General features: G+C 64.0%; 26 protein-coding genes. 9 read left to right on the forward strand and 17 right to left on the reverse strand.

The window, feature by feature from the left end:
* Positions 1-115: 115 nt before the first annotated feature.
* The 9 genes from thrC to coxB are packed head-to-tail and all read right to left on the reverse strand — an operon-like array spanning position 116 to position 7,834.
* Complete coding sequence (gene thrC, locus D3876_RS04285; RefSeq protein WP_119759843.1) at positions 116-1,513, reverse strand: threonine synthase; 1,398 nt, start codon at positions 1,511-1,513, stop codon at positions 116-118.
* Positions 1,514-1,557: 44 nt separating this feature from the next.
* Entirely contained in the window at positions 1,558-2,157 is a 600-nt protein-coding gene (locus D3876_RS04290) for an SURF1 family protein (RefSeq protein WP_119759845.1), read from the reverse strand.
* Positions 2,154-2,519: a DUF983 domain-containing protein gene (locus D3876_RS04295; RefSeq protein WP_238475234.1), complete on the reverse strand. Its 366-nt coding sequence runs from the start codon at positions 2,517-2,519 to the stop codon at positions 2,154-2,156. The genes D3876_RS04290 and D3876_RS04295 overlap by 4 nt, the downstream gene beginning before the upstream one ends.
* 4 nt (positions 2,520-2,523) lie before the next feature.
* Positions 2,524-3,387 (reverse strand): cytochrome c oxidase subunit 3, encoded by an 864-nt coding sequence (locus D3876_RS04300; RefSeq protein WP_119759849.1) that lies wholly within the window; start codon positions 3,385-3,387, stop codon positions 2,524-2,526.
* Between the two features lie 52 nt (positions 3,388-3,439).
* Positions 3,440-4,003, reverse strand: a complete 564-nt coding sequence (locus tag D3876_RS04305) for a cytochrome c oxidase assembly protein (RefSeq protein ID WP_420801935.1) — start codon at positions 4,001-4,003, stop codon at positions 3,440-3,442.
* Entirely contained in the window at positions 4,000-4,131 is a 132-nt protein-coding gene (locus D3876_RS21005; RefSeq protein WP_274378939.1) for a hypothetical protein, read from the reverse strand. The genes D3876_RS04305 and D3876_RS21005 overlap by 4 nt, the downstream gene beginning before the upstream one ends.
* On the reverse strand, positions 4,128-5,042 hold the full coding sequence (locus tag D3876_RS04310; RefSeq protein WP_119759852.1) for a heme o synthase: 915 nt from the start codon (positions 5,040-5,042) through the stop codon (positions 4,128-4,130). Before D3876_RS04310 ends, D3876_RS21005 begins: the two co-directional genes overlap by 4 nt.
* 52 nt (positions 5,043-5,094) lie before the next feature.
* Positions 5,095-6,753, reverse strand: a complete 1,659-nt coding sequence (gene ctaD / locus D3876_RS04315; protein ID WP_119759854.1) for a cytochrome c oxidase subunit I — start codon at positions 6,751-6,753, stop codon at positions 5,095-5,097.
* A 4-nt stretch (positions 6,754-6,757) separates the two neighbouring features.
* Positions 6,758-7,834 (reverse strand): cytochrome c oxidase subunit II, encoded by a 1,077-nt coding sequence (gene coxB, locus D3876_RS04320; RefSeq protein ID WP_119761021.1) that lies wholly within the window; start codon positions 7,832-7,834, stop codon positions 6,758-6,760.
* A gap of 189 nt (positions 7,835-8,023) precedes the next feature.
* Here coxB and pyrE point away from each other — a divergent pair, with 189 nt between their 5' ends.
* The 5 genes from pyrE to D3876_RS04345 are packed head-to-tail and all read left to right on the forward strand — an operon-like array spanning position 8,024 to position 11,688.
* Positions 8,024-8,611, forward strand: coding sequence for an orotate phosphoribosyltransferase (gene pyrE, locus D3876_RS04325; protein ID WP_119759856.1), 588 nt, complete (start codon positions 8,024-8,026; stop codon positions 8,609-8,611).
* Entirely contained in the window at positions 8,608-9,354 is a 747-nt protein-coding gene (locus D3876_RS04330; RefSeq protein ID WP_119759858.1) for a pyridoxine 5'-phosphate synthase, read from the forward strand. The genes pyrE and D3876_RS04330 overlap by 4 nt, the downstream gene beginning before the upstream one ends.
* Positions 9,351-9,767, forward strand: a complete 417-nt coding sequence (gene acpS / locus D3876_RS04335) for a holo-ACP synthase (RefSeq protein ID WP_119759860.1) — start codon at positions 9,351-9,353, stop codon at positions 9,765-9,767. Before D3876_RS04330 ends, acpS begins: the two co-directional genes overlap by 4 nt.
* Positions 9,764-10,621: a signal peptidase I gene (gene lepB / locus D3876_RS04340; protein ID WP_119759861.1), complete on the forward strand. Its 858-nt coding sequence runs from the start codon at positions 9,764-9,766 to the stop codon at positions 10,619-10,621. Before acpS ends, lepB begins: the two co-directional genes overlap by 4 nt.
* A 2-nt stretch (positions 10,622-10,623) precedes the next feature.
* On the forward strand, positions 10,624-11,688 hold the full coding sequence (locus D3876_RS04345) for an AI-2E family transporter (protein ID WP_119759863.1): 1,065 nt from the start codon (positions 10,624-10,626) through the stop codon (positions 11,686-11,688).
* A gap of 57 nt (positions 11,689-11,745) precedes the next feature.
* Here the strand turns inward: D3876_RS04345 and D3876_RS04350 are convergent, their stop codons facing one another.
* The 4 genes from D3876_RS04350 to D3876_RS04365 form a co-directional block, all read right to left on the reverse strand.
* Positions 11,746-12,330 (reverse strand): FKBP-type peptidyl-prolyl cis-trans isomerase, encoded by a 585-nt coding sequence (locus tag D3876_RS04350; protein WP_119759864.1) that lies wholly within the window; start codon positions 12,328-12,330, stop codon positions 11,746-11,748.
* Positions 12,331-12,386: 56 nt separating this feature from the next.
* On the reverse strand, positions 12,387-12,593 hold the full coding sequence (gene rpsU, locus D3876_RS04355; protein WP_119759866.1) for a 30S ribosomal protein S21: 207 nt from the start codon (positions 12,591-12,593) through the stop codon (positions 12,387-12,389).
* A 171-nt stretch (positions 12,594-12,764) separates the two neighbouring features.
* Complete coding sequence (locus tag D3876_RS04360; RefSeq protein ID WP_119761023.1) at positions 12,765-13,562, reverse strand: DODA-type extradiol aromatic ring-opening family dioxygenase; 798 nt, start codon at positions 13,560-13,562, stop codon at positions 12,765-12,767.
* 110 nt (positions 13,563-13,672) lie between these two features.
* Positions 13,673-15,808, reverse strand: coding sequence for a hypothetical protein (locus D3876_RS04365; RefSeq protein WP_119759868.1), 2,136 nt, complete (start codon positions 15,806-15,808; stop codon positions 13,673-13,675).
* 509 nt (positions 15,809-16,317) lie between these two features.
* Between D3876_RS04365 and D3876_RS04370 the strand changes: the two genes are divergently transcribed.
* Together D3876_RS04370 and D3876_RS04375 are read left to right on the forward strand one after the other, a co-directional pair.
* Positions 16,318-16,872 (forward strand): (2Fe-2S)-binding protein, encoded by a 555-nt coding sequence (locus D3876_RS04370; protein ID WP_119759869.1) that lies wholly within the window; start codon positions 16,318-16,320, stop codon positions 16,870-16,872.
* Between the two features lie 120 nt (positions 16,873-16,992).
* On the forward strand, positions 16,993-17,943 hold the full coding sequence (locus D3876_RS04375) for an RcnB family protein (protein ID WP_238475235.1): 951 nt from the start codon (positions 16,993-16,995) through the stop codon (positions 17,941-17,943).
* Between the two features lie 43 nt (positions 17,944-17,986).
* On the opposite strand, the gene rnk is transcribed toward D3876_RS04375, so the two are convergent.
* Together rnk and D3876_RS20180 are read right to left on the reverse strand one after the other, a co-directional pair.
* A complete protein-coding gene (gene rnk / locus D3876_RS04380; RefSeq protein WP_119759871.1) occupies positions 17,987-18,394 on the reverse strand; it encodes a nucleoside diphosphate kinase regulator in 408 nt (135 codons plus the stop codon).
* Positions 18,395-18,680: 286 nt separating this feature from the next.
* A complete protein-coding gene (locus tag D3876_RS20180) occupies positions 18,681-18,884 on the reverse strand; it encodes a hypothetical protein (RefSeq protein WP_147417583.1) in 204 nt (67 codons plus the stop codon).
* Between the two features lie 220 nt (positions 18,885-19,104).
* On the opposite strand from D3876_RS20180, the gene D3876_RS04390 reads away from it, so the two are divergent.
* Both D3876_RS04390 and D3876_RS04395 read left to right on the forward strand, forming a co-directional pair.
* The gene (locus D3876_RS04390; protein WP_119761026.1) at positions 19,105-19,470 is read left to right on the forward strand and encodes a PRC-barrel domain-containing protein; all 366 of its coding nucleotides are present in this window, start codon (positions 19,105-19,107) and stop codon (positions 19,468-19,470) included.
* A 231-nt stretch (positions 19,471-19,701) separates the two neighbouring features.
* Complete coding sequence (locus tag D3876_RS04395; protein ID WP_119759874.1) at positions 19,702-20,247, forward strand: NADPH-dependent FMN reductase; 546 nt, start codon at positions 19,702-19,704, stop codon at positions 20,245-20,247.
* Here the strand turns inward: D3876_RS04395 and dapD are convergent, their stop codons facing one another.
* Entirely contained in the window at positions 20,248-21,090 is an 843-nt protein-coding gene (gene dapD, locus D3876_RS04400) for a 2,3,4,5-tetrahydropyridine-2,6-dicarboxylate N-succinyltransferase (protein WP_119759876.1), read from the reverse strand.
* Between the two features lie 2 nt (positions 21,091-21,092).
* Complete coding sequence (locus tag D3876_RS04405) at positions 21,093-21,761, reverse strand: pyrimidine 5'-nucleotidase (protein ID WP_119759877.1); 669 nt, start codon at positions 21,759-21,761, stop codon at positions 21,093-21,095.
* Positions 21,762-21,844: the final 83 nt, after the last annotated feature.

Consider the following 21,844-nt stretch of genomic DNA (forward strand, 5'->3'; position numbering starts at 1 on the left):
AGGATCGGCTCCGTGCGTCCTTCGATACGGGCCCCTTCGATGCCGCCTTCGGCGTCGCTCAGGACATGCTTCGCCTTCGCTCAGTCCCTACTCAGGATGAGCGGGTTAGGGAATATCAACTGCGCGGCGTGGCGCGCTCAGCGATATAGCCGGTCACGTCGGCAAGCGTTGCGGGGAGCACGTCGTAGCGCTCCTCGCGTTCGAACAGATTTGCAATGCGCGAGGGCAACGGCGGGCGCACGCCCGTCGCGCGCTCGACCGCGTCGCGGAACTTCGCCGGGTGCGCGGTGGCCAGCGTGACCACCGGCACATCGACGACATCGCTCGCCCGCGCTGCGGCAAGACCGACCGCGCTGTGCGGATCGATAACCTGGCCTGCGCGATCATGCGCCCAGCGCATCGCGTGGCCCATCGCCTCGGCATCGATACGCGCGCTCGAAAAGAGTCGCGCCGCGCCCTCGCGCTGCGCATTGCTGAGCTGGAGCGCACGCTTCGTTTCGAAGCCGCGCATCGCGTCGGCCAAGGCCGTGCCATCACGACCGCCGAGATCGAACAGCAACCGCTCGAAATTGGAGCTGACCTGGATGTCCATGGAGGGCGTCGCGGTCGGCACTACCTGCCCCGCCGAATAATCTCCGGTGGAAAGCGCGCGGTGAAGGATGTCGTTGACATTGGTCGCGACGATCAGCCGCTCGACGGGGAGGCCCATACGTTCTGCGACATAGCCAGCGAACACGTCGCCGAAATTGCCCGTCGGCACCGCGAAGGCGATCCTGCGCTCGGGCGCGCCAAGCCGAACCGCGGCATAGAAATAATAGACCACCTGCGCCATCAGCCGCGCCCAGTTGATCGAATTGACCGCCGAGAGCTGGAAACGACCCGAGAAATCCGGATCGGCGAACATCGCCTTCACCATCGCCTGGGCATCATCGAAGCTGCCCTTGATCGCGATATTGTGGACGTTGGGCGCAAGCACCGTCGTCATCTGCCGGCGCTGGACGTCCGACACACGGCCCTCAGGGTGGAGCATGAAGATGTCGACCTTGGCGCGGCCTGCCACTGCATCGATCGCCGCCGATCCGGTATCGCCCGAGGTCGCGCCGACGATCGTGATATGCGTGTCGCGCTTCGACAGGAAACGTTCGAACAGCAGTCCGAGAAGCTGGAGCGCCACATCCTTGAAGGCGAGCGTGGGCCCGTGGAAAAGTTCGAGCAACCAATGCTGGTGATCGAGCTGGATCAGCGGCGTCACGGCGTCATGATCGAAACGGCCATAGGCTTGCGTGCACAGTTCGCGCAGCGCGTCCTCATCCAGCGCATCGCCGACAAAGGGCATCATCACGCGGACCGCGGTCTCGACATAGGACAGCCCCGCAAGCGCGGCGATCTCTTGCGGGCTGAAGCTCGGCCACGCCTCGGGCAGATAGAGCCCGCCATCGGACGCGAGCCCGGTGAGCGTGACATTTTCGAAATCGAGCGCCGGCGCGCTCCCCCTGGTGCTGATATAGCGCATAATGCCGGGGGATTAGCCGTGCGCCGCCGGGGGCGCAACCAAGCTTATCTTTGCGCGTCGTCTGACGACGCTTGTTTGCGGCGGCGAAGCGCGAGCACGTAGATCAGCCCCGCGACGGCGGCGAAGAAGAACCACTGGACCGCATAGGCGAGGTGGTTGTTGGGGATGTCATCCATCTTCGGTGGCTGGCTCGCCTCGAGCCCCGGTGCGGGCATGTGCGAGACGAGCCGGATGATATGTTTCGTGTCGGGTGCGACGATGCCTGTGACCTCGCCGCCTGTCCATGCGGGATCAGCGGGCGCCCGCGACCAGCCCATGTCGACCTGCATCCCGGGGCCCTCCGCCCCGCCGGTCCTGCACGCGGCGATATGAGCCCAGCCCGCCTCGCCCTTTGCGTTGCGCCCCGCAACCGCATTCCAGCCCGTGACCTCGGTGCAAAATCCCGTCGCGCGGCGGAAGAGCGGCGCGTCCTTCCGGCTCGGCACCGCCGGCCAGGCGATCGGGGGCTGATTCGCGGCTTCGGCATATTCGGCGAGCAACATGTTCTTCTCGTGCATGCGCCGAAGCTGCCACATGCCGAGCGAGATCATCACGAGGACAGCACCGGCGACGATTATGGTCGATATGATCGGCCAGCGCTTCATTCGACGAGCCGTCCTTCGCGCGCGCGGTTCCTGAATTCGAGCTGCAGCAGCGCCGCCTTGGCGACGCGCAGCAGCCCGACGACAAGCGCCAGCGTCAACGGCACCCAGAGCAGAATATGCACCCAGAACGGCGGCTCGAAGCCGAGCTGGACGGTGACCGCGCCGATCGTGATCAGCGCGCCAACGATGAGGATGAGGAAGGCCGCGGGGCCGTCACCGACATTGAACTGGTCATAGTCGAGGCCGCAAGCGCCGCATTCAGGCGCGAACCGGACGATGCCGAAAAAGAGCGTCTTCGCGCCGCAGCGCGGACACAGGCCCCCGAGCGCGACTTGCGCGGTCCCGGGGGCCGTATCGGTCACCGTGTTAGCCGTGGACCGGCGCGCCCCAGCCGCCCCAGACATAGATGCTGACGAAGAGGAACAGCCAGACGATGTCGACGAAGTGCCAGTACCAGACTGCCGCCTCGAAGCCGAAATGCTGCTTGGGCGTGAAGTGGCCCTTGTACGCGCGCACGAGGCAGACGATCAGGAAGATCGTGCCGATGAGGACGTGGAAGCCGTGGAAGCCGGTCGCCATGAAGAACGCGGCGCCATAGTTCAGGCCCTTGAAGGGGAACGGCGCGTGCATATACTCATAGGCCTGCACGCCCGTGAAGAGCACGCCGAGTGCGATCGTCAGCCACAGGCCGAGCTTCAACCCCTCACGGTTGCCGTGGATCAGCGAGTGGTGCGCCCAGGTGCAGGTGGTGCCCGAGCAGAGCAGGATCAGCGTGTTGAGCAGCGGCAGTTCGAAGGCGTTGAGCACTTCCATGCCCTTGGGCGGCCACTGCGCGACGGTTGCGATCAGCGCAGGATCGGTCACGCGTTCGACCGCGCCATCCACGACCTGAAGCGGCACGGGGAAGAGCGAGAAATCGAACCAGGCCCAGAACCAGCCGACGAAGAACATCACTTCGGAAGCGATGAACAGGATCATGCCGTAACGCAGGTGGAGCTGCACCACGGGGGTGTGATCACCCGCATGCGCTTCGCTCACGACGTCCGCCCACCACGAATACATGGTGAAGAGCACACCCGCGAGACCCATCAGGAAGACCCAGCCACCGCCGGCTACTTCATGCATCCACATGATGCCGCCGCTGGCCATCGCAAGCGCCGACATGCTGCCGATGAACGGCCAGATGCTCGGCGGCAGGATATGATATTGGTGATTCGTGGCTCCGGCCATTTCCCTGTCCCTTGACGTCGTTAGCGTGTCCCTAGCTTCAATCCCGAGAATCTCAACCCTTATCGGGCTTCACGGGATGGAAGGTGTAGGACAATGTGATTTCCCTGATATCGTTCGCATCGGGGTCGTCGAGAATCTTGGGATCGACGAAGAAGATCACGGGCATGCGGACCTCCTGTCCCGGCTCGAGTGTCTGCTCGGTGAAGCAGAAGCATTCGATCTTGCTGAAATATTTACCCGCCTGCATCGGGCTGACATTGTAGCTGGCAATACCCTTGATCGGTTTGTCCGACAGGTTCTTCGCGACATAGAATGCCATGTCCTGCGCGCCCAGCGTGACGGTCTCGGTATGGCGCTCGGGCTTGAACTCCCAGGGAAGGCCCGGATCGCGATTCGCGTCGAAGCGGACCGACATCGTCTTGCCCGCAACCGCACCGGGCGCGGCGTCGGCGCGCATCGTCGTGCCCCCGAAGCCGGTTACGCGGCAGAACATGTCATAGAGCGGCACCGCCGCATAACCCAGGCACACCATGCCGACCACGAGCATCGCCATCGAGATCGCGGTCCGGCGCTTGCCACGCTCTGCAGCCGCACTTTCGATCGCGGGCATGGTCATCCCGCGATCGCCATCTTGGCGATCGAGATCGCATAGAACAGGATGACGAGTCCGCCGAGGATCAGCGCCATGACGAGTGCGCGCGAGCGCTGCCGCGCGCGGATCTGTTCGAGTTCTTCGGGGGTCATGCGAGCACCAGCTTGTCGGCGACGAGCGCGCCGAACAGGAGAAAGAGATACAGGATCGAAAAGCCGAAAAGGCGTTTTTCCGGGCGCATCAAGTCGCCGTCGCCTGATGTACGGAACGCGATCTGTGCGGCCATGAACAGGAAGATTGCGGTCAGCAGCACTGCCGCGACGCCATAGAGCGCCCCCGCCAACCCGAGCGCCCATGGCGCGACGGCGGCTGCCGCCATGGGCAGGCTGTAGATCAGGATCTGACGCCGTGTCGTGCGCTCACCCGCCACCACCGGAAGCATGGGGATGCCCGCCGCGGCATAATCGGTCTTCACGAACAGCGCGAGCGCCCAGAAATGCGGCGGAGTCCACAAGAAGACGAGCGCGAAGAGCAGCAGCGGCAGTGTGGCGACATCGCCCGTCACTGCCGCCCAGCCGATCACCGGCGGAAAGGCGCCCGCCGCGCCGCCGATAACGATATTCTGCGGCGTCCTGGGTTTGAGCCAGATCGTGTAGACGAGGACATAGAAGAGGATCGACGCCGCAAGGATCGCGGCTGCGAGCCAGTTGGTCGCCATCCCCATCAGGATCACCGAGAAGAAGGATAGCCCGACGCCGAAATGCAGTGCCGACTGGCGGTCCATCCGGCCCGCAGGAAGCGGACGGTTCGCCGTACGCTTCATCTTGGCGTCGATATCGGCCTCGTACCACTGGTTGAGCGCCCCCGCTGCGCCCGCGCCGAGCGCGATGCACAGGATCGCCGTGAAACCGAGCACGGGGTGGATGTGCTGGGGGGCGACGAGCAACCCGCACAGTCCGGTAAAAACCACGAGCGACATCACGCGCGGTTTGGTGAGCGCGAGGAAATCCCGCCAGTCGGCGGGCATGGGGGTCGCGTGCGTATCCAGGGCCTTGCTAGCCATCACGTTTCAAAACCATTTGCGCCGGGGCGGCTAAGCCCCGGCGCGAAGTCGTTCAGTCGACGCGGGGAAGCGTCTCGAACTGGTGGTAGGGCGGCGGGCTCGACAGCGTCCACTCGAGCGTGGTCGCGCCTTCACCCCACGGATTGTCCTGCGCCTTCGAGCCGGCGATCAGCGACCAGATGACGTTCACGAAGAAGATCACCATGGAACCCGCCATGATCGCGTAGCCGATCGAGGCCACTTCGTTCCAGTATGCGAAGCCGTCCGGATAATCGGGATAGCGACGCGGCATGCCCTGCAGGCCGAGGAAGTGCATCGGGAAGAACAGCACGTTCACGCCGATGAAGAATACCCAGAAGTGAACCTGGCCGAGGAACTCGTTGTAGTTCTTGCCCCACATCTTGGCGAACCAGTAGTAGAAGCCCGCGAACAGCGCGAACACCGCACCCAGCGACAGCACGTAATGGAAGTGCGCCACGACGTAGTAGGTATCGTGCATGTAGTTGTCGATGCCGCCATTGGCGAGCAGCACGCCCGTGACGCCGCCGACGGTGAACATGAAGATGAAGCCCAGCGCCCACATCATCGGGGTCTTGAAGCTGAGCGAACCGCCCCACATCGTCGCGATCCACGAGAAGATTTTGATGCCGGTGGGGACCGCGATCACCATCGTCGCAGCGGTGAAGTACATCTTGGTGTTCACGTCCATGCCGATCGTGAACATGTGGTGCGCCCACACGACGAAGCCGACCACGCCGATCGCGACCATGGCGTAGGCCATGCCGAGATAGCCGAAAATGGGCTTTTTCGAGAAGGTCGAGATGATGTGACTGACGATGCCGAAGCCCGGCAGGATCATGATGTACACTTCGGGGTGGCCGAAGAACCAGAACAGGTGCTGATAGAGGATTGGGTCACCCCCGCCGGCAGCGTCGAAGAACGCGGTGCCGAAGTTACGGTCGGTCAGCAGCATCGTGATTGCAGCGGCAAGCACGGGAAGCGCAAGCAGCAGCAGGAAGGCGGTGATCAGCACCGACCACGCGAAGAGCGGCATCTTGTGGAGCGTCATGCCCGGAGCGCGCATGTTGAAGATGGTGGTGATGAAGTTGATCGCACCAAGGATCGACGAGGCGCCCGCAAGGTGGAGCGCGAGGATCGCCATGTCGGTTGCGGCGCCCGGGCTGCCCGAGGTCGAGAGCGGTGCATAGACCGTCCAGCCCGTACCCGAACCGGGGCCGGTGCCGCCCGACACGAAGGCCGAACCGAGCAGCAGCGTGAAGGCGGGGATCAGCAGCCAGAACGAGATGTTGTTCATCCGCGGAAACGCCATGTCGGGCGCGCCGATCATGATGGGGACGAACCAGTTGCCGAAGCCGCCGATCATCGCGGGCATCACGAGGAAGAAGACCATGATGAGGCCGTGCGCAGTGATCAGCGCGTTCCACAGATGGAGGCCGTCGCCGCCCTGCATCGCGGCCCAGTGCTCGAGATACTGGATGCCGGGCTCGGCGAGCTCGAGGCGCATCAGGCCCGAAATCGCACCACCGATGATCCCCGCGAGAATCGCGAAGATCAGGTAGAGCGTGCCGATGTCCTTGTGGTTGGTCGACATGAACCAGCGCGCGAAGAACGCCGGCTTGTGGTCCGCATCATGATGGTCGTGCGCGTGCGCGGCCTGAAATTCGGACGGAGTTGCTGCGATATCGGTCATGATCTCAGTTTCCGGTGGCGGCAGCGGCCGCGTTGGTGGCATTGGCTGCGGCAGGCGCCGCTTCGGTGGCGTTGGCGGGCGCCGCGGCGTTCGCCGCATTCGCAGCGGCGGCAGCGTTCGCGGCGTTGGCGGCGTCAGCCGCGGCCTTCGCAGCGGCTTCCTCGGCCGCCTTTTCGGCAGGCATCTTGCCGCCCTTCGATTTCACCCATGCCTGGAACTGCTCGGGGCTGACCGCCTCGACCGCGATCGGCATGAAGGCGTGACGATCGCCGCAAAGTTCGGAGCACTGGCCGTAATAGACACCGGGCTTCTCGATCGTGAAGCTGGTCTCGTTGGTGCGGCCGGGGACCGCGTCGAGCTTGATCCAGAAAGCGGGAACTGCCCAGCTATGGATCACGTCCGAAGCCGTGGTGAGCAGCTTGACGGGAACGCCGACTGGAAGGACGATGCGGTTGTCGACGCCGAGCAGCCGCGGCTCGCCCGCGGCCTTGGCCTGCTCGTCGGTCAGCATGTTGGCGGTGAATTCGATGCCATGATCGGGATATTCGTAAGACCAGTTCCACTGGTTGCCGATCGCCTTCAGCGTGATCGCGCCTTCTGGGGCGGGCTTGAACTGCTTGGCGAGCAGGCTGATCGAGGGAATCGCGATGCCGACGAGGATGAGGACGGGAACCAGCGTCCAGATCACTTCGATCAGCGTGTGGTGCGAGGTCTTCGACGCAACCGGGTTCGCCTTCGCACGGTAGCGCGCGGCGACCCAGAACAGCAGGAACAGGACGAGGACCGACATGGCGACCATGATGGGCATCAGCAGCCAGTCGTGCATCCACAGCGCTTCTTCACCGATCTTGGTGACCTGGGGCTGGATGCCGAGCGCGCCGTCGACGGGCTGACCGATTCCCGGAACCGGCTTGGCCGCGGGGAACGCCGGCGCTGCCTCTGCCGCATTGGTCGCGGCCTCTAAAACGGCAGGCGCTGCGGCCGCCTCGGCGGGCGCCGCCGGGGCCGTTTCCTGCGCCAGCGCCGCGGCAGGGGCCGCGACGAGGCTCAGCGCAAGAAACGCGGTCTTGAACATATTCATAAGCGTCTCGATCTCACCCTCTTGGAAATGACCGGACACGATGATTCCCCTCGCGCCCGGTCAATTTGGGGCGGCTTATAGGCACGGATATCGGATGCCTCAAGCATCTGTGACGATAATTTGAAGCAGTTGTCCGCCACATATGAAAAGCTATAAGGCGCGACGACATGGAATGCTGGAGCCACTGCAATGACGGATGATGAAATTTTGGCGGAATTCCGGGCGGCAGACGCGCTGCTCGAAGGCCATTTCATCCTCTCTTCGGGATTGAGGAGCCCGCGTTATCTCCAGTGCGCACGCGTGTTGATGGATCCGATGCGGGGCGCCAGACTTGCGTCTTCACTCGTTTCGCGCATGCCGCGCGACATCCGGTCGAGCATCGAGATCGTGGTTTCGCCTGCCATGGGCGGCGTCATCGCCGGGCATGAGATGGGCCGCGCGCTCGGAGTCGAGGCGATTTTCCTCGAACGCCCCGAGGGTGTTTTCGAGCTCCGGCGCGGCTTCCGGCTCAAGGCCGGCCAGAAGGTGCTGATGATGGAAGATGTCGTCACCACCGGGCTATCCTCGCGCGAAGCAATGAAGGCGATCGCGGCGGCCGGAGGCGAAGTGATCGCCGCAGCGGCTTTGGTTGATCGTTCCAACGGTCAGGCGCAGTTCGACGTCCCCTTCTTCCCGCTGATCACGCTCGATGTGCCGAGCTATGCCCCCGACGCGCTGCCGCCCGAACTCGCGGCGATCCCGGCGATCAAGCCGGGAAGCCGCAAGGAAGCCGCATGACGCTGCGAAGCGCTGACAATGGCCGGCTCCGCCTGGGGGTCAATATCGATCACGTCGCGACCATCCGGAATGCGCGCGGCGGATCGCACCCTGACCCGGTCAAGGCCGCGCTGATCGCGGCGCGATCGGGTGCCGACGGCATTACCGCGCATCTGCGCGAAGATCGGCGACACATCACCGACGACGATATCGCCTCGCTGATAGATGCGCTCGAATTGCCGCTCAATCTGGAGATGGCTGCGACCGAGGAGATGCTCACGATCGCATTGCGCCACAAGCCACATGCCGCGTGCATCGTCCCCGAGAAGCGCGAGGAGCGCACCACCGAGGGCGGGCTCGACGCGGCTGGCCAGCACAATCATCTTACGCCCTTTGTCGCACGGCTGCTGGATGCGGGGATCCGCGTCAGCCTGTTCATCGAACCCGATCCACGCCAGATCGAGGCGGCGATTCGGCTGGGCGCGCCCGTCGTCGAATTCCACACAGGACGCTATGCGCACCTCGAAGGCGTAGAGCAGACCGAAGAGCTGCGCCGCATCGTCGATGCGGCCGCGCTCGCCGCCAAGAACGGCATCGAACCACATGCCGGCCACGGCCTCACCTTCGACAATGTCTCGGCCGTAGCGGCGATCCCACAGGTCGCCGAGCTCAACATCGGCCATTTCCTGATCGGCGAGGCGATCTTCACAGGGCTCGACAAGAGCGTCGCGAAGATGCGCGAACTGATGGATCTGGCGCGATGATCATCGGCATGGGCTCGGATCTGTGCAACATCCAGCGCATCCAGAATTCGCTCGACCGTTTCGGCGAGCGCTTTATCCGCCGCGTCTTCACCGATATCGAGCACGCCAAGGCCGAACGGCGTCCTTTCACGCGCGCGGGCACCTATGCCAAGCGCTTCGCCGCCAAGGAGGCTTTCTCCAAGGCGGTGGGCACGGGCTTCAAGAGGGGCGTGTTCATGAAGGATATCGGCGTGGTCAACGCCTCCAGCGGCGCACCCACACTGGCGCTTACGGGCGGTGCAAAAGCGCGGCTTGACGCGCTGACGCCGAGCGGCCACGCAGTGAAAGTGCATCTGACGCTGACCGACGATCATCCCTGGGCGCAGGCCTTCGTGATTCTCGAGGCGCTGCCGATCGGGGAGGAAAGCGCGTGAACGAGCCGGCACAGACCACCGGAACTGCCGAGGACGAAGCAAAGAAGGGCACCGACTGGTGGGCCGAGTTGCGCGCGATCCTCTGGCTGGTGCTCGCGGTGCTGGGCTTTCACAGCCTCATCGCCAAGCCGTTTTACATCCCTTCCGAATCGATGGTGCCCGCGCTTCTGACAGGTGACCGGCTGGTCGTTTCCAAATACCCCTATGGCTGGTCGTTCGTCTCCGCGAGCTTTCATATATTGCCACAGTTCCCGGGGCGCTTGTTCGGCAGACTTCCCGAACGGGGCGACGTGGTCATCGTGAGCCCTCCGGGTGTGCGCACCGACTATATCAAGCGCGTCATCGGCCTGCCCGGCGACCGTCTGGAGGTCAGGAGCGGCATCGTCATCCTGAACGGTGTGCCCGTGAAGCGCACGCCCGCAGGCAATGCGCGCATCCCCGTCGACGCCAACATGCAGTGCAAGGGCGATGAATATCCCGGCGCGCTCAGGAGCAGCGCGGATGGCAGCGCCTATTGCGAGCTGCCCGCGTTCCGCGAGACGCTGCCCGGTGGCCGCAGCTACACCGTACTCGACACGGGCTATTCGAACGGCGACGACTTTCCCGCAACGACGATCCCCGAGGACCATGTCTTCGTGATGGGCGATAATCGCGACCATTCCGCCGACAGCCGTTTCCCCGTTGCGGGGCTCGGGCTGGGCGGGCCGGTGCCGTGGGAGAATATCGGCGGGCGCGCCGAGTTCATCACCTTCTCGCTCGACGGGTCATCGAAATGGTGGAACCCGATAAGCTGGTTCACCGCGATGCGCGGCGGACGCGCCTTTACCAGCCTGCATCCGCAGAACGCCGAATAAAGATGGCGCGCGAGGAAAACCGCACCGTCACCACACCGGGGCCGAGCGAGGTCCAGGACCCCGCGGCACGCGCCGAGATCAAGCGCGCGTTCATCTGGTTCTCGATGGCTGGCGCGTTCGCGCTCGTCATATTGCTGATCCAGCCACTGCTGCTGATCCTGGGCGGCGTGATTTTTGCCGTGATACTCGACGGCGGTACGCGCCTGCTCGGGCGTTCGCTTCCGATCGGACGTGGCTGGCGCCTGCTGATCGTCGTGGTCGCGGCGGTCGCCTTTCTGTTCGGCACGCTCTACATGACCGGGGTCGAGATCGCGCAACAGGCCGGCCAGCTTCGTGCGACGATCGAGGTTCAGGGGGACCGCTTTCTCGCCTGGCTGACGACGACGGGCCTGATGCCCGGCACCGAGGACGTCAAGACCCTCGCGCGCGAGCTATTCGGTTCGATCGGTCGACTGACGAGTGTTCTCGGCTCGGCCTTCGGCGCCCTCACCAGCCTGTTCATGATCGCGGTGATCGGCCTGTTCCTCGCGATGGAGCCGCGTATTTACGAACGCGGCTTCCAGTGGCTGCTCCCCGCTGACAAGCGCAGAGAGGCCAAGATCACGCTCGACCGGATGGGCTTCACCATGCGGCGGCTGATGGCGGGCCGGCTGTTCGGCATGTTCTTCGAAGGCGTGCTGACCTGGATCGCGCTCAGCATCGCGGGCGTGCCGATGGCGCTGATCCTCGGCATCCTGACGGGTGTGCTAGCCTTCATTCCCAATATCGGCGCGTTCATAAGCGGCCTGCTGATGGTCGCAGTGGGCTTTAGCGCGGGAATCGAGACCGGGCTTGCCGCGATCATCGTCTATTTCGTCGTCCAGACCTTCGACGGCTATGTGCTGATCCCGCTCGTCGCCAGGAAAACCGTCGACATGCCCCCCGCGCTGACGCTCGGTACGCAAATCCTCTTCGGCACGCTGTTCGGTATCTTTGGCCTCGCGCTGGCCGATCCGATCGTTGCAATGATCAAGGTTGCGCTCGAACGTCGTTCGGAGCGTGGGGCGGATGAAGCGACAGCCGCATAAATGAAAAGGCCGGCGCATCGACGCCGGCCTGTCCTGATTTCGCATTTTTGCTGAAGCTCAACGCCCGCCCGGCATCCCCTGCGGCGGGATGGCGCCCTCGGCCTGGAGCCGCTGCATTTCCGACTGGATCTCGGCCATCGACTTGAAGTCGAGCAGGTCGACCTCGAAGATCAGCAGCGAGTTGGCCGGGATCACCTCGGCCGGCGACTGTTCGCCATAGCCGAGCTGCGGCGGGATCCAGAGCTTGTACTTGCCGCCACGCGACATCTGCTTCAGGCCTTCGGAGAAGCCGGGAACTACGCCCGCTACGGGGAAGCTCGCCTGCGGATTCTCGTCGAAGACCTTGCCGTCGCGCAGCGTGCCCTTGTAGCCGACGAGAACGACGTCCTCATCGGTGGGCTTGGGGCCCTTGCCCTCCTCGACCACCTGATACTGCAGCCCCGACGCGGTGGTGACCACGCCCTTCTGCTTCGCATTCCAGGCGAGGAACTGCTCGGGCGTGCCCGCATTGGCCACCGCGGCACCCGAGGTGCCGAGATAGGCGCCGCCGCCGGCGACGGCGACGGCAAGCGCCACGCCGATCCAGAGTTTCGCGATCGAGCCCTTGGCGATCGGGCGAAGCGGAACGGCGGTCACCGACATGGACAGGCAGCCTCGGTCATTTGAAGAAGGGAAAACGTTGAGGGAAAGCGCCGGATTTACCGGGCGCCGTCACGCTCCATACGCTTGCGCTCGAGCTTGCGCGCGCGACGGATCGCAGCGGCACGCTCGCGCGCACGCTTTTCCGACGGCTTCTCATAGTGACGGCGCAGCTTCATTTCGCGGTAAACGCCTTCGCGCTGCAGCTTCTTCTTGAGCGCCCGCAGCGCCTGGTCGACGTTGTTGTCGCGAACGAGGATTTGCATAAAGCCGTCAGTCTCCAATCTTCGATCCCGCACCACAGCGACTCGCTGGCCGCGGCACGAAAGCCAATAAAAACGGGTCGTCGCAGGACGATTCCTGCGCCGTGTGGGGCGGCCAGTAACAGCGGAGCCGCGGATTTTCAAGCGATAAAGCGGCTTTTGCGCGGTTTCGCCTCAGCCGAAGCGATAGGCCGAGACCTTCCAGCCGAGCACGTGATCGGTGAAATCGCGAATCGCGGGATCATCGGCCCCCGCACCGAGCGCAACCATCAGCGGCAGCAGATGCTCCTCGCGCGGATGCGCGAAGCGCGCTTGCGGCAACGCCTCCCAGTTCACGACGCGCGCCGAGCGCATGACGGGATCGGGGTCGGTCACCGCTGCGGTGAGCGCGTCGTCGAAGATATCGGCGCCCCCGGTCGCGGCGGAGCCGCGGACGCGCATATTGTGGAAGCTCATCCCCGAACCGACGATAAGGACACCCTCGTCACGCAAAGGCGCCAGCGCCCTGCCCGCAGCGATATGCGCGGCCGGATCCAGATCGCCACGCAGCGAAAGCTGCGCCAGTGGAATATCGGCACCGGGCAGCGCGACCTTCAGCGGAATGAACACGCCGTGATCCCAGCCGCGCGCCTGTTCCTCGGCAGTCGCGAAGCCGGCAGCCTCGAGCAAGTCCGCCGCACGGCGCGCCACATCGGGCGCACCCGGCGCGTCCCACCGCAGCCGATAGGTATGCTCGGGAAAGCCGTGATAGTCAAAGAGGAGATCGGGCCGCGCGCCGGTGTGGACCGTGAAGCCGCGCTCTTCCCAATGGCCCGAGATTAGCAGGATCGCGCGCGGACGTTCGGGCAGGCTTGCGATCAACCCGGCGAGGTAGCTTTCCATGGGCTGCCACATCGGATCGGTCGGACCATTTTCGTTGAGGAAGAAGCACGGCCCGCCGCCATGCGGGATGAACAGGGTTGGCTGGGTCATGCGATCGCATATCGGCACGCCCTGCACCCGAAACAAGCGCGGGGGCGTGCAGCAAATGCACGCCCCCGCTCAGTTTCGTTTTTGCCCACCCCGCTTGGGGCCGGTCCATGTCAGTACATGGCGCGTCCGCAGTTATAGGCGGGGATGGAGCCGGTGGCGTTGGCGGCGAAGCCTGAATAGCGGGCGTCGTCCTGGGCGAGGGCGTTGAGATATTCCTCGATATTGGGATAGCCGTCGCCGTCCTTGTCGTCATTGGCGTCCCAGACATTGGGATTGGTGTTGGTGAAGCGCTTCTCCCAGTCGTCGGGCATGCCGTCATTGTCGGTGTCGGCCTTGGACGCACCCGGGGAGAGCTGCGCCCAGCCGCCGAGATCGGCGATCGAGCCCGGCCAGTCGGCCTCGAACAGATAAGGCGATTTGTCGCAGGTGCGGACATCGTCGATATAGCGCGCATCGACATTGTCGCGGCAGGTGCCGTCGCGGCAGCGATCGGCGCCGGCATAGGCGAGCACCGCGCGCAGCGCCTGTTCGGGTGCGACGAGGCGCGCGGGGTCGAAGCTGAGCGCCTTGCCCGGGGCGATCGCGTAACCGAGATTCTGCACGACGCCGAGCCCCGCGCGCGCGCAGTCCTTGGCGCCGACAGGGGTGACGCCGCAGATCGTCGAGGCCACGACATGCGCCATGAAGCCCGCGGCCTGGACGAAGGGATCGGAGACGCTCTGCCCGAACTGCCCCGCGACGCGCGTGCGCGGCGTCACATTGTCCTTGGCATAGATGTTGAAGCCATAGTTGAGCGCGCCGCCCGGGGTGTAGAGCCCGATCAGGTAGTTGCCGTCGCTGGCATTGTAGCGCGGGCCCCTCAGCGCGACATTGCCGACATAATTGGCATAGACGCTGCCGAACTGGTTGGAGACCAGCCCCGTCTCGGAGACGAAATTGTAGAAGACGTTGCTGATGATGTCGGCCTGGCCGACGGTGCCCGCGGCCGCGGGTGCGGTGCCCACCGCGATGTTGATGCCGCGCTGCTCGCCATGCTGCGAGAGGTTGTGCGCGATGGTGATGTTGGAGGCGGGCTTGAGGAAGAAGCTCTTGCAGTGGAGCGACGAGGTGTGGCCGCCATTGCGGCACAGATTGGGCCCGACGATCGACCATTGCAGCGTACAGTTGGTGCAGCCCATGTCGAGGCTCTCGTCGGTGCCGAACATCGTCGAGACATGGTCGAGGATCTGGTTGTTGGTCCCCGACATGCGAATGGGATCGCCGTTCAGCGAGCTGCGTCCGGGATGCGGGCCGGTGCGCGTGCGGACATGGCGCAGGATCATGTCGTTGCCGCCCGAGCGCGTGTCGATCAGCGAATCGACGGGGTTGTAGTTGGCGCCGAGGCGGAACTCGATACCCCCCGGCGAGGTCTGGCCCGCGATATAGATTTTGGGCGTCCTGATATAGGCGGCCGACTGGATCTCGATCGCGCCCGAGACATCGAACACGCAGTAGCGCGGACGCCCCGCGGGGATGCTGTACGGGCTGGTCACCTGCAGCGCGAGCGCGCATTCGCGGTAGGTGATCTTGCCGTCGCCGGGGACGGCTGTGTCCTCGAGCGAGTTGATCTTGTAGACGACCGCATTGGGGCCACGCACGCTCGTGTTCTTGCCGAAGCCGATCGCGGTGGGAAAGGCGATGGGATGCTGCGCGCGATCGGGGATCGCGCCGTTATCGGGATTGCCGAACGCACCCGACGCACCACCGCCGCCCGAGCTCGAGCCGACCGTGATCGTCGCGGTTGCCGCTCGCGCGGTTCCAGAGAAACTGCACTCCACCCTGTATGTCGTGGAGGCCGAGGGCTTTACCGCGACAGAGCCGTTGGTCGCCTTGCGGCCCGAGAACTGCCCGTCGCCACTGGCCACGCAATTGCTCGCGCCCGAAGATGCGCTCCAGCTCAATGTGCTCGATCCGCCTGCAGAGACTGTCGCGGGAGAGGCACTCAGGCTCACCGTGCTGGTCGGGGGAGGAGGTGTCGTGCCCCCGCTCACAAGCTTGAGCTGCGTTTCGGGCACCCATCCGTCAGCCCCCGAGCCGAAATTGATCTGCCACCAGATCTGCGTGCCCTTCTTGACCGGGCCGCCGACAACAGTGCCGGACGTGCCGGCATTTTGCAGCCCGACACCGGTTACCAGATCACTTTGCATCACGCGGAACTTGGTATTCAGCGTGACGCCCTGCCCAATCGCGATCGATTGGGCATTCACCGCCCGGAATCCCAGAAAGATTAATACGACAGCACACAGTGCTACGATGGCCATGCCCTTGGCAGACCTTAAATGCGACCCGACACTCACTTGCGACCCCTAGACCTACTCGCGGCTTGCGCCACTTACAACAACACAACTTTTTACAGTGACTTGCTCAAAGACCGAGGATTCGGCCTATCAACGAATCAGATCACCGCACTTGTTTTCTGTTTGATTGCAGGACGATATCCTGCGAAGGAATTACTATTATGTTTGTACGGACAAGTTCCCTATTGTTGGATTACGCCAACGTCAACGGCATAAATATTACGTTAATAATATGAATACGTCGCGTATTGCTGATGATCGACGGAGATATCTAATCAGACGATGATTTATTCTATGAGTTCTGTGACAACTATCTGTTTTATAACATCGCGTGTGGGGCTACGCGGCGGAGCGCAGGCGTTTGCCGAAGCGCAATCTCCGCTCCCCTACCCGCAATATTTGATTTATCTGTGACGGCGATGACCCGGTTCACCGTCAACAATCAGCCCGTTCATTACCGAATGGACCCTGAAACTCCGCTGCTCTGGGCGTTGCGTGACGCATCCAACCTGACGGGCGCCAAATATGGTTGCGGCCGCGGGGATTGCGGCGCCTGCACCGTCGACATCGATGGCGAGGCGCGGCGGAGCTGCCGTGTGACCATCGCCGAGATCGAGGGAAGCTTCGTGACCACGATCGAGGGCCTGTCGCGCGACCGCAGCCATGCAGTGCAACAGGCCTGGGCCGCCGAGAATGTTCCGCAATGCGGCTTCTGCCAGTCGGGGATGATCATGGCGGCGGCGGTGCTGCTCGAAAAGAATCCGAACCCCACCGATGCCGATATCGACACGGCGATGACCAATATCTGTCGCTGCGGCACCTATCCGCGCATCCGTCGCGCAATTCGTCACGCCGCGCGCATTGCGGCAGGTGGCGAAAATATTGCGGCGGCGCCGCCACCCGGCATCACGCCAGCCGACGCCGCGCGCACGGTGCCGGCGCTCAGTCCCGCCGTACCCAAGGACCCGCGTTGAGGTCGCGCTGGCGCGGACGAATCTGTCAACGGGCTTTCAACCCGGTTCAGCAACGGCTCAGGGCATTCGTCGCATTTTCAGGCAATGCGGCCAGTGCGCCGTTCCTGGAGTGATTTGCAGATGAAGAAGTATCTGATCCTTGCGCTGCTCGCGGCCACCGCGGCGACGCCCGCGCTTGCGCAGCGCGGTGATGGGGACATCCGCGAGCGACGGCCGGTGGCAGACGCGCCATCATCGTCGTCCACACCTCGAGACCGGCCGCAGACACGCGAACAACGGCAGGAGGTCCGCCGCGAGATGCGCGAGAGCCGCCAGATCGCTCCGCAGGATCGCGCGCAGAACCGTCAGGGCTGGCGCAATGCTCCACAGGGCAGCGCGCAGGATCAAGAGGCCCCGCGCGATGCACGCGCGCAGCGCGGCGAGAATGGCAGGGGCTGGCAGGGCCGCGCACCGGTCGCCCGGCCGGTCCCCGTCCAGGCCACGCCGCAGCAGCGCGACCGGACCAATCGCAACGACGGGCGCTGGAATAACGGCAATCGTGATCGCAATTCCGATAGCGATCGCCGCTGGAACGACAATGATCGCCGCGCGGATCGCGACGAGAATCGCCGATGGGATCAGAACCGCGACCGTCGTTGGGACGGCAACGGCGATCGGCGCTGGAACGACGACAACGACCGCCGATGGGATCGCGATGGCGACCGCCGCTGGGACCGCGACGGAAATCGCTGGAACGACCGTGACCGCGACGGGCAGCGATGGGATCAACGCAAATGGCGCAACGACCGGCGCTACGACTGGCGTCGCTACCGCGAGTATAACCGGCAGATCTACCGGCCGGGCCGCTATTACGTGCCCTATGGCTGGAACTACGGCTATCGGCGTTATTCGATCGGCATCACGCTGAATTCGCTGCTCTGGGGCTCGCGCTACTGGATCAACGATCCTTGGTATTACCGCCTGCCGCCGGCCTATGGCCCATATCGCTGGGTGCGCTATTATGACGATGTCCTGCTCGTTGATGTCCGCACGGGCTATGTCGTCGACATCATCCACGATTTCTTCTGGTAACCACAAAAAGGGGCGCCCGGCCCATCCGCCGGGCGCCTTGTTTTCATGCGCCCGCCGCGACGCCGAGCACCGTCAGCATATGGTCATGGCCGTCGCGGCCCGCCCAGCGGAATGACTGGCCCACGGTCAGCCCGATCAGCGCCGCGCCCACCGGCGTCGCGACCGAAATCCGGCCCGCCGCGATATCAGCCTCGCCGGGATAGACGAGCGTGACGGTCCGCTCCTGCCCATCCTCATCGCGGAAGCGGACAATCGACCCCATCGCGATGACCGAGCCCGATATCTCTTCGACCGCGCGAATTTCGGCGCGCCCCATTTCCTGAAGAAGAACCTCGGCGACCTCAGGGGCGCTCCGGCGGATGGCATATGCGAGATCGTACAGCCGATCCTGATCGGCCTCGGTAATGATGATGGCGGGCAGCGCCGAATCGTTGCTGGCAATGTGACGCATGATGGCGGGTCCTGTGTATTGGTGGCGCGCGAAAACATGGTCGCAGCGCCACGAGCTGAACTGGTGATGGAAATCGACACCCCAAGCCGGGGCGCAAAAGCGCCCTCAGACTTGGGGCACACCGAGTGCGAGCGGATTCTCCCGACGCGAAAGCACGCAGTAATGGGCAGGAAAACAGGCCATGGTCCCAACATCGTGGCTGACACCGCGCGGTTCAAGCGCAAATCTGGGTGCACGCCGCGATCGTCAACCATGCGTGTGGCCTGAACTGCGCGTGCGACGCGCGTCAGCCTTCCTTCAACTCCGACTCATCAGACCTCGACGCGCCCTTGGCACGTGCGAGAATGAAGGCGCTTCTGGCGCGCCGGGCATATTCGTCGGCCAGCCGCGTGTGGAGCTTGCGCACGCAGTTTTCGGCAGCCTTGTCGGCGAGCGTACGTTCGTCGCGTTCACGCCGGGTGTAATAGGATAGATCGTCCTGCTCAGTCATGATCACTCCCGGTTTGCGCGCAGCATCCGGACGGACGCGCGAGGGTCCAGATTTCACGCCGGATGATGCGAAGCGCGAGCATAGATCAAAAGCGAGTGAGTCGCACCATGGGATCGTGGGAGCCGGGTTTCGGACGAGCCGTTTGGCCGCAAGCGAAATGAAGGGACCCATGCCAATCGCGACCCGTTCCCTTTTAATCCTGACAAAGAGGAGAGGCATGATGACCGACATTGCAACCGACGAAACAGCCAGACTGATCGCTTCGAACAAGGTGGAAGGGACCGCCGTCTACAACCGCGCGGGCGATCGTCTCGGCTCGGTGTCCAACTTCATGGTCGACAAGGTATCCGGGAATGTCGAGTACGCCGTACTGTCGTTCGGCGGCTTCCTCGGCATGGGCCAGGACCATTACCCGCTACCGTGGAGCATGCTCAGCTATGACACCGGACAGGGCGGCTATGTCGTTGATCTCGACAAGTCGCTGCTCGACAATGCGCCGCGTTATGGCGCCGATGACGAGCCCGCCTACGATCGCGATTACGGCAAGCGGGTCTATGACTATTACGGCGTCAACTATCCCTATTGATCGCCGATTTTTTCAAACTGTGCGCCAGCGCACAGCTTGTAATGGTTAATCGTGATTAAACGACCCCGCGACCCAAGGGCCACTTCTCTTGGAGCGGGGGCCCGCCTTGATGGCCTGGCAGGATTTCCTGCCAGGCCATCTTGTTTTGCGATCCCGCAGAAAAGGCGCTTGATCTAAACTCCACTCGAACCTTTATGCCAGCGGCTCCGATTCACAAAAGGAGCCCGCCATATGCATTCCACGCTCGATATCGCGCTTATCTACGGCAGCACGCGCGAGGCGAGGTTGTGCGACACCGTGGTGCGCTGGGCCGCCGGCGAGATTGCTGCGCGGCGCGACATCGCGCTCGAAATCATCGACCCGCGCGAGGACGTCGCGGGCAGCGATACGCTCGGCGCCCGGATCGAAGCGGCCGACGGCTATATCGTGGTGACCCCGGAATATAATCATGGCTATCCCGCCGCGCTGAAGGCGTTGCTCGATTCGGCGGATGAGCAATGGAGCGCCAAGCCCGTCGCCTTCATCTCTTATGGCGGCGTGTCCGGCGGGCTACGCGCCGTCGAGCAGCTCAGGCTCGTCTGCGCGGAGCTCAACATGGTGACGGTGCGCGAACAGCTCAGCTTTGCGAATGTCTGGGAGCAGTTCGGAGCAAATGGTGCGCTGTACGAGCCCGATCGAGCCCGGCGCGCGCTGGCCGCCATGCTGGATGCACTGGGCTGGTGGGGAAGCGTGCTGCGTGACGCGCGTGCGACGCTCCCCCGTGCCCGGGCCGCGTGATCAGTCCCGCAGCAGTTCGTTGATACCGGTCTTGGCGCGCGTCTGCGCGTCGACGCGCTTCACGATCACCGCGCAATAGAGTCCCGGCCCCGGGGTGCCATCGGCGAGCGGCTTGCCGGGCAGCGAGCCGGGGACGACAACGGCATAGGACGGCACGCGGCCGACGAACACCTCTCCGGTCGCGCGGTCGACGATCTTGGTCGAAGCGCCCAGATAGACCCCCATCGAGAGCACCGCGCCTTCCTCGACGATCACACCCTCGGCGACTTCGGAGCGCGCACCAATGAAGCAATTGTCCTCGATGATCACGGGGTTGGCCTGGAGCGGTTCAAGCACGCCGCCGATGCCGACGCCGCCCGACAGGTGCACATTCTTGCCGATCTGCGCGCAACTGCCGACCGTGGTCCAGGTGTCGACCATCGTGCCTTCATCGACGAACGCGCCGATATTGACGAAGCTCGGCATCAGCACCGCGCCCCTGGCGACATGCGCGCCCGCGCGCACGATCGAGCCCGGCACCGCACGGAAGCCTGCGGCGCGGAAGCGCGCCTCGTCCCAGCCCGAGAATTTCGACGGAACCTTGTCCCACCAGTGCGCGGCGCCCGGGCCGTGCGAGATCAGCGCATTGTCGTTGAGACGGAACGACAGCAGCACCGCTTTCTTGAGCCACTGATTGACGACCCATTCGCCGTTGCCGGTCTTCTCGGCGACGCGCGCCTTGCCCGAGTCGAGCGCTGCAAGCGCATGGCCAACGGCATCGCGGACTTCGCCCTTCGTATCGAGGCCTAGTCCGTCGCGCGCGTCCCACGCCTGTTCGATCACCGCCTGCAGATTGTCGCTCATCGTCACTCGCTTTCGGTTATGTGTTTCAGCCATTCGCCAAGATCGGCGACCTCATAGTCGATCATCCCGGCCTGAACACCCTCATTGCCGAGTTCGGATCCGTTGTTGATCCAGACGGTCGTCATGCCGAGCGCCTTGGCCGGCACCAGGTTGCGCGCCATGTCCTCAACGAACACCGACTCGGCGGGATCGATCGCGAGCGCCGCGCACATCCGCGCATAGCCCTTGGCCTGCGGCTTGGGGCGGTAGTCAAGCTGGTGGATGTCGTAGACCGTTTCGAAGACGCCGCCCAGGCCCAGCCGGTCGAGCACGCGCAGCGCATAGGGCGCATCGCCGTTGGTGAACACGATCCGGCGCCCGGGCAGCGCGGCGATCGTGTCGACGACATGCGGGTCATGCGACAGCCGATCGAGCGGGATATCGTGGACGAAGTCGAGGAAATGGTGCGGATCGACGCCGTGATCGGCCATGAGCCCGGCGAGCGTCGTGCCATGCGCGCGGAAATAGCCCTTCTGAACGCGCCGGGCCTCGACGAGATCGACCGAGAGCAGCTCTGCGATATAGGCGCCCATGCGTCCGTCGATCAGCGCGAACAGCTCGGCCCCGGGGGGATAGAGCGTGTTGTCGAGGTCGAAAATCCAGTTGCGGATATGGGAGAGCGCGCCGATCATGCGGGACAGGCGTTTAGCCGAGCCTCTATATTAAGTTCAAGGCAAGCCGCGTGCGCTAGGCTGTCAGCGATTCGGGGCTGGGG

The organism is Sphingomonas cavernae, from assembly GCF_003590775.1.
Lineage (GTDB): Bacteria > Pseudomonadota > Alphaproteobacteria > Sphingomonadales > Sphingomonadaceae > Sphingobium_A > Sphingobium_A cavernae.